Genomic DNA, 13,855 nt, shown 5'->3' on the forward strand with positions numbered 1-13,855 from the left:
TTAGCCTGGAGTTCTACACATGCATCCCCGCGTTCTTGAGGTCACCGAACGGCTTATCGCCCGCAGCCGCGCCACGCGTGAGGCTTACCTTGCATTGATTCGCGGTGCGGCCAGCGACGGCCCGATGCGCGGTAAGCTGCAGTGCGCCAACTTCGCCCACGGCGTGGCCGGTTGCGGCACCGAAGACAAACATCACCTGCGGATGATGAACGCCGCCAACATCGCCATTGTCTCGTCCTATAACGACATGCTCTCCGCCCACCAGCCCTACGAAACCTTCCCCGAACAGATCAAGAAAGCCCTGCGCGAGATCGGTTCGGTCGGCCAGTTCGCCGGAGGCACGCCGGCCATGTGCGACGGCGTCACCCAGGGCGAGGCGGGGATGGAACTGAGTTTGCCGAGCCGTGAGGTGATCGCGTTGTCCACGGCAGTGGCGTTGTCCCACAACATGTTCGATGGCGCGCTGATGCTCGGTATCTGCGACAAGATCGTGCCGGGCCTGATGATGGGCGCGCTGCGCTTCGGTCACTTGCCTACGATCTTCGTGCCCGGTGGGCCGATGGTCTCGGGTATCTCCAACAAGCAGAAAGCCGACGTGCGCCAGCGCTATGCCGAAGGCAAGGCGACCCGCGAGGAGCTGCTGGAGTCGGAGATGAAGTCCTACCACAGCCCGGGCACCTGCACGTTCTATGGCACCGCCAACACCAACCAGTTGCTGATGGAAGTGATGGGCCTGCACTTGCCGGGCGCCTCGTTCGTCAACCCGAACACCCCGCTGCGCGACGCCCTGACCCGTGAGGCGGCATTCCAGGTCACGCGCCTGACCAAGCAGAGCGGCAACTTCATGCCCATCGGTGAGATCGTCGACGAACGGTCGCTGGTCAACTCCATCGTCGCGCTGCATGCCACCGGCGGCTCCACCAATCACACGCTGCACATGCCGGCCATCGCCATGGCGGCAGGCATCCAGTTGACCTGGCAGGACATGGCCGACCTTTCCGAGGTGGTGCCGACCTTGAGTCACGTCTACCCGAACGGCAAGGCCGACATCAACCACTTCCAGGCAGCCGGCGGTATGTCGTTCCTGATCCGCGAACTGCTGGAAGCCGGTTTGCTCCACGAAAACGTCAACACTGTGCTCGGTCACGGCCTGAGCCGCTACACCCAGGAACCGTTCCTGGAGGATGGCGAGCTGGTGTGGCGCGACGGCCCGATCGAAAGCCTCGACGAAAACATCCTGCGTCCAGTGGCCCGCGCGTTCTCCTCCGAAGGTGGCCTGCGAGTGATGGAAGGTAACCTGGGGCGCGGGGTGATGAAGGTTTCCGCCGTGGCCCTGGAAAACCAGATCGTCGAAGCGCCGGCGATGGTGTTCCAGGATCAGCAGGACCTGGCCGATGCATTCAAGGCCGGCCTGCTGGAGAAGGATTTTGTCGCGGTGATGCGCTTCCAGGGGCCGCGTTCCAACGGCATGCCCGAGCTGCACAAGATGACGCCGTTCCTCGGCGTATTGCAGGACCGTGGCTTCAAAGTGGCACTGGTGACCGATGGGCGCATGTCCGGCGCATCGGGGAAAATCCCGGCGGCTATTCACGTCAGCCCCGAAGCTTATGTCGGCGGTGCGTTGGCCCGGGTGCAGGAGGGCGATATCATCCGCGTCGATGGCGTCAAAGGCACCTTGGAGTTGAAGGTGGACGCCGAAGAGTTCGCCGCGCGCACACCTGCCAAGGGCCTGTTGGGCAACAACATTGGCACCGGTCGTGAGCTGTTCGGTTTCATGCGCATGGCCTTCAGCTCGGCAGAGCAGGGCGCCAGCGCCTTCACTTCTGCCCTGGAGACGCTTAATTGAAACTGGCTTTGGTCGGTGATATCGGTGGGACTAACGCGCGTTTCGCGTTGTGGAAGAACCACAACCTGGAAAACATCCAGGTGCTGGCTACGGCGGATTACGCCTGCCCCGAAGACGCCATCAAGGTGTATCTGAGCGGCTTGGGCATGAAACCGGGCGCCATCGGTTCGGTGTGCCTGTCGGTGGCCGGCCCGGTGAGCGGCGATGAGTTTCGTTTCACCAACAATCACTGGCGCCTGAGCAACCTGGCGTTCTGCGAGACCCTGCAGGTGGAGAAGCTGCTGCTGGTCAATGACTTCTCGGCCATGGCCCTGGGCATGACGTGTTTGCGTCCCGATGAATACCGGGTTGTCTGCGAAGGCACTCCGGAGCCAATGCGCCCGGCGGTGGTGATCGGCCCGGGCACCGGGTTGGGCGTCGGTACGTTGCTGGACCTGGGTGAGGGCCGTTTCGCGGCGTTGCCGGGGGAGGGCGGCCATGTCGACCTGCCCATGAGCAGCCCACGGGAAACCCAGCTCTGGCAGCACATCTACAACGAAATCGGCCACGTCAGCGCCGAAACCGCCCTGAGCGGCAGCGGTTTGCCGCGGGTGTACCGGGCCATCTGCGCGGTGGACGGCCATGTGCCGGTACTCGATACCCCGGAATCCATCACCGCAGCTGGCCTTGCCGGCGACCCCATCGCTTTGGAAGTGCTTGAGCAGTTCTGCTGTTGGCTGGGGCGCGTGGCCGGCAACAATGTGCTGACGCTGGGTGGCCGCGGCGGTGTCTACATCGTCGGCGGGGTGGTTCCGCGGTTCGCCGATTTTTTCCTGGAAAGTGGCTTCGCCCGCTGCTTCGCCGACAAGGGCTGCATGAGCGGTTACTTCAAGGGCATTCCGGTCTGGCTGGTGACCGCGCCATACTCCGGCCTGATGGGCGCGGGTGTGGCGTTGGAGCAATCGACTCCAGTTTGAAATGTGATCCCCTGTGGGAGCGAGTTTGCTCGCGATGACGGAGTGTCAGTCGCCATTGATGTTGACTGATACACCGCTATCGCGAGCAGGCTCGCTCCCACAGGTTTTTTGTCGTGTGTTTGTAGTCCTCATCCATCAGGCATAATCGCCCCAATCCAAACAACAAGGACGAGGCCCGTGAGTTCAGTGAACAAATCGATTTTGTTGGTCGACGATGACCAGGAGATTCGCGAACTGCTGGACACTTACCTCAGCCGTGCGGGTTTCCAGGTGCGCACCACGCCCGATGGCGCCGGCTTTCGCCAGGCCCTGAACGAGGCGCCGAGCGACCTGGTGATCCTCGACGTGATGCTGCCGGACGAGGACGGTTTCAGCCTTTGTCGCTGGGTTCGCCAGCACCCCCGCCAGGCCCATGTGCCGATCATCATGCTCACTGCCAGTTCCGACGAGGCCGACCGGGTCATCGGCCTTGAATTGGGCGCCGATGATTACCTGGGCAAGCCCTTCAGTCCCCGCGAGTTGCAGGCGCGCATCAAGGCTCTGCTGCGCCGGGCGCAGTTCGGTCAGGAGCGCTCCGGCGGCGAGGTGTTGGCCTTCGACGAGTGGCGACTGGACATGGTCAGCCATCGGCTGTTCCACACCGACGGCGAAGAGGTGATTCTCTCCGGTGCCGATTTCGCTCTGCTCAAGCTGTTTCTCGACCATCCCCAGGAAATCCTCGACCGCGACACCATCGGCAATGCGACCCGTGGTCGTGATCTGATGCCCCTGGATCGGATCGTCGACATGGCGGTCAGTCGCCTGCGCCAGCGCCTGCGCGACACTGACAAGCCACCGCGGCTGATCCGAACGGTGCGCGGCAGTGGCTATCAACTGGCGGCCAGTGTGGTTGCCAGCAATGGTCATTGACTGGATCAAGAAAGTCGCTCGGCGGGTGCCAGTGCCGCGTTCGCTGCTGGGACGGATGTTGTTGCTGACCTTGCTGGTGGTGCTCTTTGCCCAGACCCTGTCCAGCCTGATCTGGGTCTCGCAACTGCGCGCCACCCAGCTCGAAGGCCTGGTCACCAGCGCCCGCAGCCTGGCCCACTCGATGACTGCCAGCGTCAGCTATTTGCGTTCGCTGCCGGTGGCTTACCGGCCATTGGTGCTGGATCAACTACGCAGCATGGGCGGTACGCGGTTTGTCGTGACGCTCAACGATAAGCCCCTGGGCATGGACGTGCTGCCGATCACGCCGCGCAAGCTGGCGGTCCTCAAGGCGGTGGACGATGTGCTGCGCCGATCCCTGGGCAACAACGCCGATATCTCCGTCAATTTTGTCAGCCCCGACGACCTGCGGATTTTCAACGCCGGGCTCAAGCTCGATGAACTGCCGCGTTCGTGGGCCCACTATGCCTTGACCCTGGAACCGGTGAATCCGCCGGTGCTGGTCACGCAGATTCAGATGGCGCCGGGCGAATGGCTGTACATCGCCTCGTTGCTGCCCGAGCCCTACACCAGCCTCGAAGAGCAAGACCTGCCCAAGCAACAGGTCGGTTTCATCGTGCTCACCAGTAGCCTGTTGTTGCTGTTCATCGGTTTGCTGGTGCACTGGCAGAGCCGGCCTCTCAAGCGTTTGGCCCGGGCGGCGCGGGACATGTCCCTGGGTGCCGAAGTGGAACCGGTGGCCGAGGGTGGCGGCAGCGAAGTGGTGGAGGTGGGCCGGGCGTTCAATGCCATGCGTGAGCGCATCAGCCGCTACCTGACCGAACGCAGCCAATTGTTCAGCGCGATTTCCCACGACTTGCGCACACCGATCACTCGGCTGCGCTTGCGGGTCGAACTGCTGGAGGACGAAAACCTGCAAGCCAAGTTCGGTCGCGACCTGGACGAACTGGAGTTGTTGGTCAAAGGCGCGTTGCAATGCGTCAAGGACACTGACATTCATGAAAACATCGAGCCAGTGGATCTCAATCATGTGCTCGATTGCCTGGTCGAACCCTACCTGGCGCCCAACGGCAACGGTCGGGTGACCCAGGATGGCCGGGCGCTGGCACCGTATCCCGGCAAACCGCTGGCTCTCAAGCGCTGCATCGGCAACCTGATCGACAACGCCTTGAAGTATGGGCAAAACGCCCACCTGCACATCGACGACGATGAAACCGCGTTCATCCTGCATGTCGATGACGAAGGGCCGGGTGTGCCGGAACAGCGCCTGGAACAAGTCTTCGAACCGCACTTCCGCCTGGCCGGGCAACAGCAGGGCTATGGCCTGGGCCTGGGCATCGCCCGCAACATTGCCCACAGCCATGGGGGTGAGGTGAGCCTGCAGAACCTGCGTGAGGGTGGGTTGCGGGTGACGTTGCAGTTGCCTCGCAGTGTGGATTAGCCGGACCCGCGTTATCGTTCATCGCGAGCAAGCTCGCTCCCACAGGGGGCGGTGGCGGACACAAAAGTTGTGTACGCCCTGACGCTCAATGTGGGAGCGAGCCTGCTCGCGATGACGCCATCAGCCGCAACATATCTCTCTAGGGAATGTCACAACTCGGTGACATAACTCGTCCCTTTCGTTACCTGCCCCTCGCCATCCCTTGTTTAGACTCCCTGCGTCAAAACAACAAAAAAGGTAAGCCCGATGGACACCTTTCAACCGGCCTTCAGCAGTTGGCTGAACGCTCCTGCCCACCAGCAGTGGCTCGCCGCCGAAGGCTTGCGCCTGCTGGCGTTCGCCAAGGCATCGAAGCTGCCGGATGGCTTTGGCAACCTGGACGAGCATGGTCACCTGCCGGCCGCTGCCCGGGCCGAAACCATGAACACCGCGCGCATGACCCATAGCTTCGCCATGGCCCACATCCAGGGCTTGCCGGGGTTCGCCGAGCTGGTGGACCACGGTATCCAGGCCCTCAACGGCCCCCTGCGGGACGCCGAGTACGGTGGCTGGTTTGCCACCACGCGGCCCGATGAGGACGGCGCCGACAAGGCTGCCTACCTGCATGCGTTCGTTGCCCTGGCCGCGAGTTCCGCGGTGGTGGCCCAGCGTCCTGGCGCCCAGGCGTTGCTGGACGAAGCGGTGCGGATCATCGACACGCATTTCTGGAGCGAAGAAGAGGGCGCCCTGCGCGAGTCCTTCAACCGCGACTGGAGCGTCGAAGAGGCCTACCGCGGCGCCAACAGCAACATGCACGCCACCGAAGCCTTCCTGGCCCTGGCCGATGCCACCGACGATCCTCGCTGGCTGGCCCGCGCCCTGCACATCGTCGAGCGCGTGATCCACGGCCATGCCGCCGCCAACGACTACCTGGTGGTGGAGCATTTCGACCGCCAGTGGCAGCCGTTGCGTGAGTACAACCACGACAATCCCGCCGACGGTTTTCGCCCCTACGGCACCACCCCCGGCCATGGTTTCGAATGGGCGCGCCTGCTGCTGCATCTCGAAGCGGCGCGGGTGCAGATCGGCATGTTGACCCCTGGCTGGCTGGCCCAGGATGCACAAAAACTCTTTGACCAGAACTGTCGCCATGGCTGGGACGTCGATGGCGCGCCCGGTATTGTCTACACCCTGGACTGGGACAACCGCGCCGTGGTTCGCCATCGCCTGCATTGGGTCCACGCTGAAGCGGCGGCGGCTGCCAGCGCCCTGCTCAAGCGCACCGACGAGGCGAAGTACGAAGCCTGGTACCGGCGCTTCTGGGAGTTCTGTGACAAACACTTCATCGACCGCTGCAACGGCAGCTGGCATCACGAACTCGACCCGCAAAACCGCCCCAGCGCCGACATCTGGCCGGGCAAGCCGGACCTGTATCACGCCTGGCAGGCAGTGCTGATTCCGCGCTTGCCACTGGCACCGAGCATGGCCACGGCCCTGGCGAAACTTTCCAGTCCGGCGCCTGTGTAACCATGTCGTGACATTTACGCGTCCCTTCGTTACCTGCGAAGGGATTTCCCCTGTTTAGAATCCATGCAGCGCAAGCACCAGACTTGCATGCATAACAACAAGAAAGGTACTTCTAGATGAATGCGATTTCTCGCCTCGCTACTGTCATTTCTCTTGCTTCCCTGCTTCCCGTCGCAGCATTCCCTGTCAGCGCTCTTGCCGCCGAATCCAAAGGTTCCGTGGAAGTCGTCCACTGGTGGACGTCGGGTGGCGAAAAAGCCGCGGTCGATGTGCTCAAGGCCCAGGTAGAGAAAGACGGCTTTACCTGGAAGGACGGCGCTGTCGCCGGTGGTGGCGGTTCCACTGCCATGACCGTGCTCAAGAGCCGTGCCGTGGCCGGCAACCCACCGGGTGTCGCCCAGATCAAGGGGCCGGACATCCAGGAATGGGCGTCCACCGGGCTGCTCGACACCGACGTCTTGAAAGACGTTGCCAAAGCTGAGAAGTGGGACAGCCTGCTCGATAAGAAAGTCTCCGATACCGTGAAGTACGAAGGTGACTACGTTGCCGTGCCGGTGAACATTCACCGCGTCAACTGGCTGTGGATCAACCCGGAAGTCTTCAAGAAAGCCGGCATCGAAAAAGCCCCGACCACCCTCGAAGAATTCTACGCCGCCGGCGACAAACTCAAGGCTGCGGGCTTCATTGCGCTCGCCCACGGTGGCCAGCCATGGCAGGACAGCACTGTGTTCGAAGCCGTGGTGCTCTCGGTCATGGGCGCTGATGGCTACAAAAAGGCTCTGGTCGATCTCGACAACAAGGCCCTGACCGGTCCGGAAATGGTCAAGGCGCTGACCGAGCTGAAGAAAGTCGCGACCTATATGGACGCCGACGGCAAGGGCCAGGACTGGAACCTGGAAGCGGCCAAAGTCATCAACGGCAAGGCCGGCATGCAGATCATGGGTGACTGGGCCAAGAGCGAGTGGACTGCCGCGAAGAAAGTCGCCGGCAAGGACTACGAGTGCGTAGCTTTCCCGGGCACTGACAAGGCCTTTACCTACAACATCGACTCCCTGGCGGTGTTCAAGCAGAAGGACAAAGGCACAGCCGCTGGCCAGCAGGATATCGCCAAGGTCGTGCTGGGCGAGAACTTCCAGAAGGTCTTCAGCATCAACAAGGGCTCGATCCCGGTGCGCAACGACATGCTCGGCGACATGGCCAAGTATGGCTTCGATTCCTGCGCCCAGACCGCCGCCAAGGACTTCCTGGCGGACGCCAAGACCGGCGGCCTGCAACCGAGCATGGCGCACAACATGGCGACCACGCTGGCGGTACAGGGTGCGTTCTTTGACGTGGTGACCAACTACATCAACGACCCGAAAGCCGATCCTGCCGATGCTGCCAAGAAACTTGGCGCAGCGGTGCAGTCAGCCAAGTAATTAGCACCGTGGTCCCTTGTGTGGGAGCGCATTCGCTCGCGATGGCGGAGTGTCAGGCAGCAGTTGAGTCACTGGCATACCGTCATCGCGAGCAAGCTCGCTCCCACAAGGGAATGCCCTTGTAATCATTACCCTTTGTACTGGATCTTCCCATGAGTTCTGTTGCTGTGTTCAGCAAGGCCTCGCCGTTCGATGCATTGCAGCGCTGGCTACCAAAACTGGTGCTGGCGCCGAGCATGTTCATCGTACTGGTGGGCTTCTACGGCTATATCTTGTGGACGTTCGTCCTGTCGTTCACCACCTCGACCTTTTTGCCGACCTACAAGTGGGCAGGCCTGGCGCAATACGCGCGACTGATGGAGAACGACCGTTGGTGGGTGGCGAGCAAGAACCTGGCGCTCTTTGGCGGCATGTTCATCGGCATCACCCTGGTGATCGGCGTGCTGCTGGCGGTGTTTCTTGACCAGCGTATTCGTCGTGAAGGTTTTATCCGCACCATTTACCTGTACCCGATGGCGCTTTCGATGATCGTCACCGGTACGGCCTGGAAATGGTTGCTCAACCCGGGCATGGGCCTGGACAAATTACTGCGTGACTGGGGCTGGGAAGGCTTCCGTCTGGACTGGCTGATCGACCCGGATCGTGTGGTGTATTGCCTGGTGATCGCGGCAGTGTGGCAGGCCTCGGGTTTCATCATGGCGATGTTCCTGGCCGGCCTGCGCGGGGTTGATCAATCGATCATCCGTGCCGCGCAGATCGATGGCGCGAGCATGCCGCGCATCTACTGGAAAGTGGTGCTGCCGAGCCTGCGTCCGGTGTTCTTCAGTGCCGTGATGATCCTGGCTCACATCGCGATCAAGAGTTTCGACCTGGTGGCGGCGATGACGGCCGGCGGCCCGGGCTATTCCTCCGACCTGCCAGCCATGTTCATGTATTCCTTCACCTTCAGTCGTGGCCAGATGGGCATGGGCTCGGCCAGTGCGATTCTGATGCTCGGTGCGATTCTCGCAATCATCGTGCCTTACCTGTACTCCGAGCTGAGGACCAAGCGTCATGACTAGTCTCGCTGCCAAACCTTCCATCAGCCTGAGTCGAATCGCGATCTACGCGGTCCTGATCCTCGCTGTATTGCTGTACCTGGTGCCGTTGGTGGTCATGTTGTTGACCAGCTTCAAGACACCGGAAGACATCAACACCGGCAACCTGCTGAGCTGGCCGACCGTGGTCAGCGGCATCGGCTGGGTCAAGGCCTGGGCTACGGTCGACGGCTACTTCTGGAACTCGATCAAGATCACCGTGCCAGCGGTCGTGATCTCTACCGCTATCGGTGCGTTGAACGGCTACGTGTTGTCGATGTGGCGCTTCCGCGGTTCGCAATTGTTCTTCGGGCTGTTGCTGTTCGGTTGTTTCCTGCCGTTCCAGACCGTCCTGCTGCCGGCTTCGTTCACCCTCGGCAAGATGGGCCTGGCCAGTACCACCACCGGCCTGGTGTTCGTGCACGTGGTCTATGGCCTGGCGTTCACCACGCTGTTCTTCCGTAACTACTACGTCAGCATTCCCGATGCGCTGGTCAAGGCTGCGCGGCTGGACGGTGCGGGTTTCTTCACCATCTTCCGGCGGATCATCCTGCCGATGTCCACCCCGATCATCATGGTTTGCCTGATCTGGCAGTTCACGCAGATCTGGAACGACTTCCTGTTCGGCGTGGTGTTCTCCAGCGGTGATTCGCAGCCCATCACGGTGGCGCTGAACAACTTGGTCAACACCAGTACCGGGGCCAAGGAATACAACGTTGATATGGCGGCGGCGATGATCGCCGGGCTGCCGACCCTGCTGGTCTATGTGGTCGCAGGCAAGTATTTCGTGCGCGGCCTCACGGCCGGCGCAGTCAAGGGGTAATCATGGCAACGCTCGAACTTCGCAATGTAAACAAGACCTATGGTGCCGGCCTGCCGGACACCCTGAAGAACATCGAGTTGTCGATCAAGGACGGTGAGTTCCTGATCCTCGTCGGCCCTTCGGGCTGCGGCAAGTCGACGCTGATGAACTGCATCGCCGGTCTCGAGACCATCACCGGTGGCGCGATCATGATCGGTGACCAGGACGTCAGCGGCATGAGCCCGAAGGATCGCGACATCGCCATGGTGTTCCAGTCCTACGCGCTGTACCCGACCATGAGCGTGCGCGAGAACATCGAATTCGGTCTGAAAATCCGCAAGATGAGCCAGTCCGCCATCGACGAAGAAGTCACCCGCGTGGCCAAGCTGTTGCAGATCGAGCACCTGCTCAACCGCAAGCCTGGCCAACTCTCCGGCGGCCAGCAACAGCGCGTGGCCATGGGCCGGGCACTGGCGCGGCGGCCGAAGATCTACCTGTTCGACGAACCGCTGTCCAACCTCGACGCCAAGCTGCGGGTCGAGATGCGCACCGAAATGAAACTGATGCACCAGCGCTTGAAGACCACCACGGTGTACGTGACCCACGACCAGATCGAAGCCATGACCCTGGGTGACAAAGTGGCGGTGATGAAGGACGGGATCATCCAGCAGTTCGGTACGCCGAAAGAGATCTACAACAACCCGGCCAACCTGTTCGTAGCGAGCTTCATCGGTTCGCCGCCGATGAACTTCATCCCTCTGCGCCTGCAACGCAAGGACGGTCGCCTGCTGGCGCTACTCGACAGCGGCCAGGCCCGCTGCGAGCTGCCAATGGGCATGCAGGACGCTGGCCTGGAAGACCGCGAAGTGATCCTTGGCCTGCGCCCGGAACAGATTGCGCTGGCGGGCAACGAGGCCAATGGTTTGCCGACCATTCGCGCCGAAGTCCAGGTTACCGAGCCCACCGGTCCGGACACCTTGGTGTTCGTCAACCTCAATGACACCAAGGTCTGCTGCCGCCTGGCGCCGGACGTGGCACCACAGCCGGGGGAAACCCTGACGCTGCAATTCGATCCGTCGAAAGTGCTGCTGTTCGACGCCAAGTCCGGCGAGCGCCTGGGTGTGGCAGGCCAGCCGCAAGTCGACGCCCGGAGCGCCAACGTGGCGCAATTCAAGGGTCGATGAAGAACGAATGTGGGAGCGAGCTTGCTCGCGATGGCGGAGTGTCAGTCGCACAAGTCCGCCCCCAGAAAAAAGGAGTATGCGGTGGATGGGGACATCCATCGCAATCGTTGTAAACCGCGTTAGATAAAAACAGTTAATAACAATAAAGACGAGGATGTAGGGATGAAGAAGAAAAACAATGCCCAGCTTATCTGCCAGTTGTCAGCCGTTGCGGCGATGATGCTGGCCGGTAGTGCACACGCGGCCGACGCGTTCAGCGCCGACTCGCAGTGGATGACGGGTGACTGGGGTGGCGAACGGACCAAGCTGATCGAGCAAGGTATCGACATCAAGGCTGACTACGTCGGCGAAATGGGCGCCAACCTGCATGGCGGCTACAACAACGACAAGACGGCGCGTTACTCCGACCAGTTTGGTCTGGGCGTGGCGTTGGACCTGGAAAAGCTGTGGGGTTGGGATAACACCCAGGCCAAGATCCAGCTCACCAATCGTAATGGCGAGAACATCTCCAACGACCGTGTCGGCGACCCGCGTGCCGGCACCTTGAGTTCTTCCCAGGAAGTCTACGGTCGTGGCCACATGGTCCGTCTGACCCAATTGTGGATCAAGCACCAGTTCCTCGACGGCAAACTGGACGTCAAGGCCGGTTACTTCGGTGAAGGCGAAGACTTCAACACCTTCCCTTGCGAGTTCCAGAACCTGGCCTTCTGTGGCTCCCAGGCGGGTAACTGGGCGACCGGCATCTGGTACAACTGGCCGGTCATGCAGGCCGCGCTTCGCGTGAAATACAACATCACCCCTGAGTTCTATGCGCAGATCGGTGCATACAACCAGAACCCGTCGCAACTGGAGCACGGCAACGGCTTCAAGCTCAGCGGCAGTGGTACCAAGGGTACCGTCATCCCGGTCGAGCTGGTCTGGTCGCCGAAGGTCAATAGCCTGCCGGGCGAATACCGTGTCGGTTACTACAAGAGCACGGCCGATGCCAATGACGTCCGTGAAGATGACAATGGCGATGATGCCGCGACCACCGGTAATGCCTATCGCAGCCACAACAGCAAGCACGGTTACTGGTTCGTCGCGCAGCAGCAACTCACCACCCACAACGGTGATGCTTCGCGCGGTCTGAACATTGCGGCGAACGCCACTTTCCATGACAAGGACACCAACTTCGTCGACAACTACCAGTCGTTGATGTTCGTGTACAAGGGGCCGTTCGATGCACGTCCTAAAGATGACATCGGCATCGGTTTTTCCCGTATCCATGTCAACGATGACGTGAAGAAAAACGCTGAGCTGACCAACGCTGCCAATGGCGTCACCGACTACAACGATCCACTGTTCGCGCCGCTGCGTACCACTGAGTACAACTACGAGCTCAACTATGGTGTTCACGTGACCAACTGGCTGACCGTACGTCCCAACCTGCAATACATCACTCACCCAGGCGGTGTGGATGAAGTCGACAACGCGCTGGTGGCCGGCCTGAAAATTCAGTCGGTGTTCTAACGCTGTTGCGATAAGCTCCCCTCTATGTGCGCATATTTGCGGATGGCCAAGGCTGTCCGCTTTTTTTTGGGGTGTGGGAGCAAGGCTTGCCCGCGATGAAGATGACGCAGTCTTCCAGGGCACCGAGCCGCCTGCATCGCGAGCAAGCTTTGCTCCCGCAGGCCTGTGAGGATAAATCCCCTCGCCACAAAACTGTCGCATCAATTGAGAGTTCCATGATTTCCAGGACCGCGGCCTATGCATGAGCATCCGCTACAACGCTTTTTCAGATCCTTGCGCGAGCGCCCGGTGTTTGCGTGGGAGCGCTATCGACAGCGCGATGTGCTGGTGATCGATCATCCGCTGTGCCAGGCGGTGTTCAGTCGCCAAGGTGCGCAGTTGCTGCACTTTCAGCCGCGCGGCCAGAAGCCCTGGCTATGGTGTGCAGCCAAGTGGCCGCATGTCGGCGCAATACGCGGTGGGGTGCCGGTGTGCTGGCCGTGGTATGGCCGCCATCCGAGCGAAAACGCCTGGCCGTCCCATGGTTGGGCGCGGTTGATCGATTGGAAGCTGCTCGACAGCCGCAGTGATGACGAAGGTGTGCACCTGCATTGGCAGTTGCAACTGTGCGACTGGCAGGTCGACCTGCATGCGGACCTGGGCGAACGCATGGAGTTGCGCTTGAGCACCGAGCATCAAGACAGCTTGCCGTGCCAGTTGAGCCAGGCCTTGCACGCCTACTGGCGTATCGGTGACATCGGTGAGGTAGCGCTGTCTGGGCTTGAAGGTGCGCAAGGTTACGATCAGCTCAGCCGTGAGACTTGCCAGCAGGAGGGCGAGTTGCGGCTCGAGGGCGGTTGTCAGCGGGTGTTCCAGCACGAAGGGGAATTGCAGCTCAAAGACCATGCCTGGCAGCGCGAATTGCGCATCGATACCGGCGACAGTGCCGACACCGTGGTCTGGCATCCCGGCGCCCGGCCATTGCTGGGGGTGAGTTGGGATGAGGTCAGCGAGTTCGTCTGCGTCGAAGCCGCCAGTGGCGGCACCGACAGCTTGTGCCTGGCGCCGGGGGAGCGGGCGCATTTGAGTTTGCAGGCGTGGATGGGGGCTTAGTTCAGGATCGGGAGTGTTGCTGCTGGCCCCATCGCGAGCAAGCACGCTCCCACAGTGGGATCTGGATAGACACAACATGTGTATCCAATGCAAAACCA

The 13,855-nt window shown here is 61.3% G+C and carries 11 protein-coding genes; all 11 read left to right on the forward strand.

All coding sequences use genetic code 11. The features are described 5' to 3' along the window. The first annotated feature begins 19 nt into the window (after positions 1 to 19). The 11 genes from edd to SGN16_RS06555 all read left to right on the forward strand — a co-directional run bounded on the left by edd (position 20) and on the right by SGN16_RS06555 (position 13,757). The gene (edd, locus tag SGN16_RS06505) at positions 20 to 1,846 is read left to right on the forward strand and encodes a phosphogluconate dehydratase (RefSeq protein WP_210643175.1); all 1,827 of its coding nucleotides are present in this window, start codon (positions 20 to 22) and stop codon (positions 1,844 to 1,846) included. Beyond that, on the forward strand, positions 1,843 to 2,802 hold the full coding sequence (locus tag SGN16_RS06510) for a glucokinase (protein WP_210643176.1): 960 nt from the start codon (positions 1,843 to 1,845) through the stop codon (positions 2,800 to 2,802). The genes edd and SGN16_RS06510 overlap by 4 nt, the downstream gene beginning before the upstream one ends. Positions 2,803 to 2,979: 177 nt before the next feature. After that, a complete protein-coding gene (locus SGN16_RS06515) occupies positions 2,980 to 3,711 on the forward strand; it encodes a response regulator transcription factor (RefSeq protein ID WP_135844055.1) in 732 nt (243 codons plus the stop codon). After that, positions 3,701 to 5,170: an ATP-binding protein gene (locus SGN16_RS06520; RefSeq protein ID WP_210643177.1), complete on the forward strand. Its 1,470-nt coding sequence runs from the start codon at positions 3,701 to 3,703 to the stop codon at positions 5,168 to 5,170. Before SGN16_RS06515 ends, SGN16_RS06520 begins: the two co-directional genes overlap by 11 nt. Positions 5,171 to 5,416: 246 nt before the next feature. Continuing rightward, positions 5,417 to 6,676, forward strand: a complete 1,260-nt coding sequence (locus tag SGN16_RS06525) for an AGE family epimerase/isomerase (protein ID WP_210643178.1) — start codon at positions 5,417 to 5,419, stop codon at positions 6,674 to 6,676. Positions 6,677 to 6,792: 116 nt separating this feature from the next. After that, positions 6,793 to 8,094, forward strand: a complete 1,302-nt coding sequence (locus SGN16_RS06530) for an ABC transporter substrate-binding protein (RefSeq protein WP_335943555.1) — start codon at positions 6,793 to 6,795, stop codon at positions 8,092 to 8,094. A gap of 152 nt (positions 8,095 to 8,246) precedes the next feature. Then, positions 8,247 to 9,155: a sugar ABC transporter permease gene (locus SGN16_RS06535; RefSeq protein WP_210643180.1), complete on the forward strand. Its 909-nt coding sequence runs from the start codon at positions 8,247 to 8,249 to the stop codon at positions 9,153 to 9,155. After that, the gene (locus tag SGN16_RS06540; protein WP_210643181.1) at positions 9,148 to 9,993 is read left to right on the forward strand and encodes a carbohydrate ABC transporter permease; all 846 of its coding nucleotides are present in this window, start codon (positions 9,148 to 9,150) and stop codon (positions 9,991 to 9,993) included. The genes SGN16_RS06535 and SGN16_RS06540 overlap by 8 nt, the downstream gene beginning before the upstream one ends. Before the next feature lie 2 nt (positions 9,994 to 9,995). Then, positions 9,996 to 11,156 carry a sn-glycerol-3-phosphate ABC transporter ATP-binding protein UgpC gene (gene ugpC / locus SGN16_RS06545; RefSeq protein WP_335943556.1) on the forward strand — a complete coding sequence of 387 codons (1,161 nt, stop codon included), beginning with the start codon at positions 9,996 to 9,998 and terminating at the stop codon, positions 11,154 to 11,156. Positions 11,157 to 11,318: 162 nt separating this feature from the next. Beyond that, the gene (locus tag SGN16_RS06550; RefSeq protein ID WP_210643183.1) at positions 11,319 to 12,665 is read left to right on the forward strand and encodes a carbohydrate porin; all 1,347 of its coding nucleotides are present in this window, start codon (positions 11,319 to 11,321) and stop codon (positions 12,663 to 12,665) included. Between the two features lie 237 nt (positions 12,666 to 12,902). Further along, entirely contained in the window at positions 12,903 to 13,757 is an 855-nt protein-coding gene (locus SGN16_RS06555; RefSeq protein WP_210643184.1) for a D-hexose-6-phosphate mutarotase, read from the forward strand. Positions 13,758 to 13,855: the final 98 nt, after the last annotated feature.

This window comes from Pseudomonas sp. G166, assembly GCF_037027455.2.
In the GTDB taxonomy this organism is placed as follows: domain Bacteria; phylum Pseudomonadota; class Gammaproteobacteria; order Pseudomonadales; family Pseudomonadaceae; genus Aquipseudomonas.

What these genes read in the sequence shown, in the direction of transcription:
- edd (WP_210643175.1), top strand. Translation starts at nt 20, where the DNA reads ATGCATCCCCGCGTTCTTGAGGTCACCGAACGGCTTATCGCCCGCAGC.
- SGN16_RS06540 (WP_210643181.1), top strand. Translation starts at nt 9,148, where the DNA reads ATGACTAGTCTCGCTGCCAAACCTTCCATCAGCCTGAGTCGAATCGCG.
- SGN16_RS06555 (WP_210643184.1), top strand. Translation starts at nt 12,903, where the DNA reads ATGCATGAGCATCCGCTACAACGCTTTTTCAGATCCTTGCGCGAGCGC.
- SGN16_RS06530 (WP_335943555.1), top strand. Translation starts at nt 6,793, where the DNA reads ATGAATGCGATTTCTCGCCTCGCTACTGTCATTTCTCTTGCTTCCCTG.
- SGN16_RS06535 (WP_210643180.1), top strand. Translation starts at nt 8,247, where the DNA reads ATGAGTTCTGTTGCTGTGTTCAGCAAGGCCTCGCCGTTCGATGCATTG.
- SGN16_RS06520 (WP_210643177.1), top strand. Translation starts at nt 3,701, where the DNA reads ATGGTCATTGACTGGATCAAGAAAGTCGCTCGGCGGGTGCCAGTGCCG.
- SGN16_RS06525 (WP_210643178.1), top strand. Translation starts at nt 5,417, where the DNA reads ATGGACACCTTTCAACCGGCCTTCAGCAGTTGGCTGAACGCTCCTGCC.
- SGN16_RS06550 (WP_210643183.1), top strand. Translation starts at nt 11,319, where the DNA reads ATGAAGAAGAAAAACAATGCCCAGCTTATCTGCCAGTTGTCAGCCGTT.
- ugpC (WP_335943556.1), top strand. Translation starts at nt 9,996, where the DNA reads ATGGCAACGCTCGAACTTCGCAATGTAAACAAGACCTATGGTGCCGGC.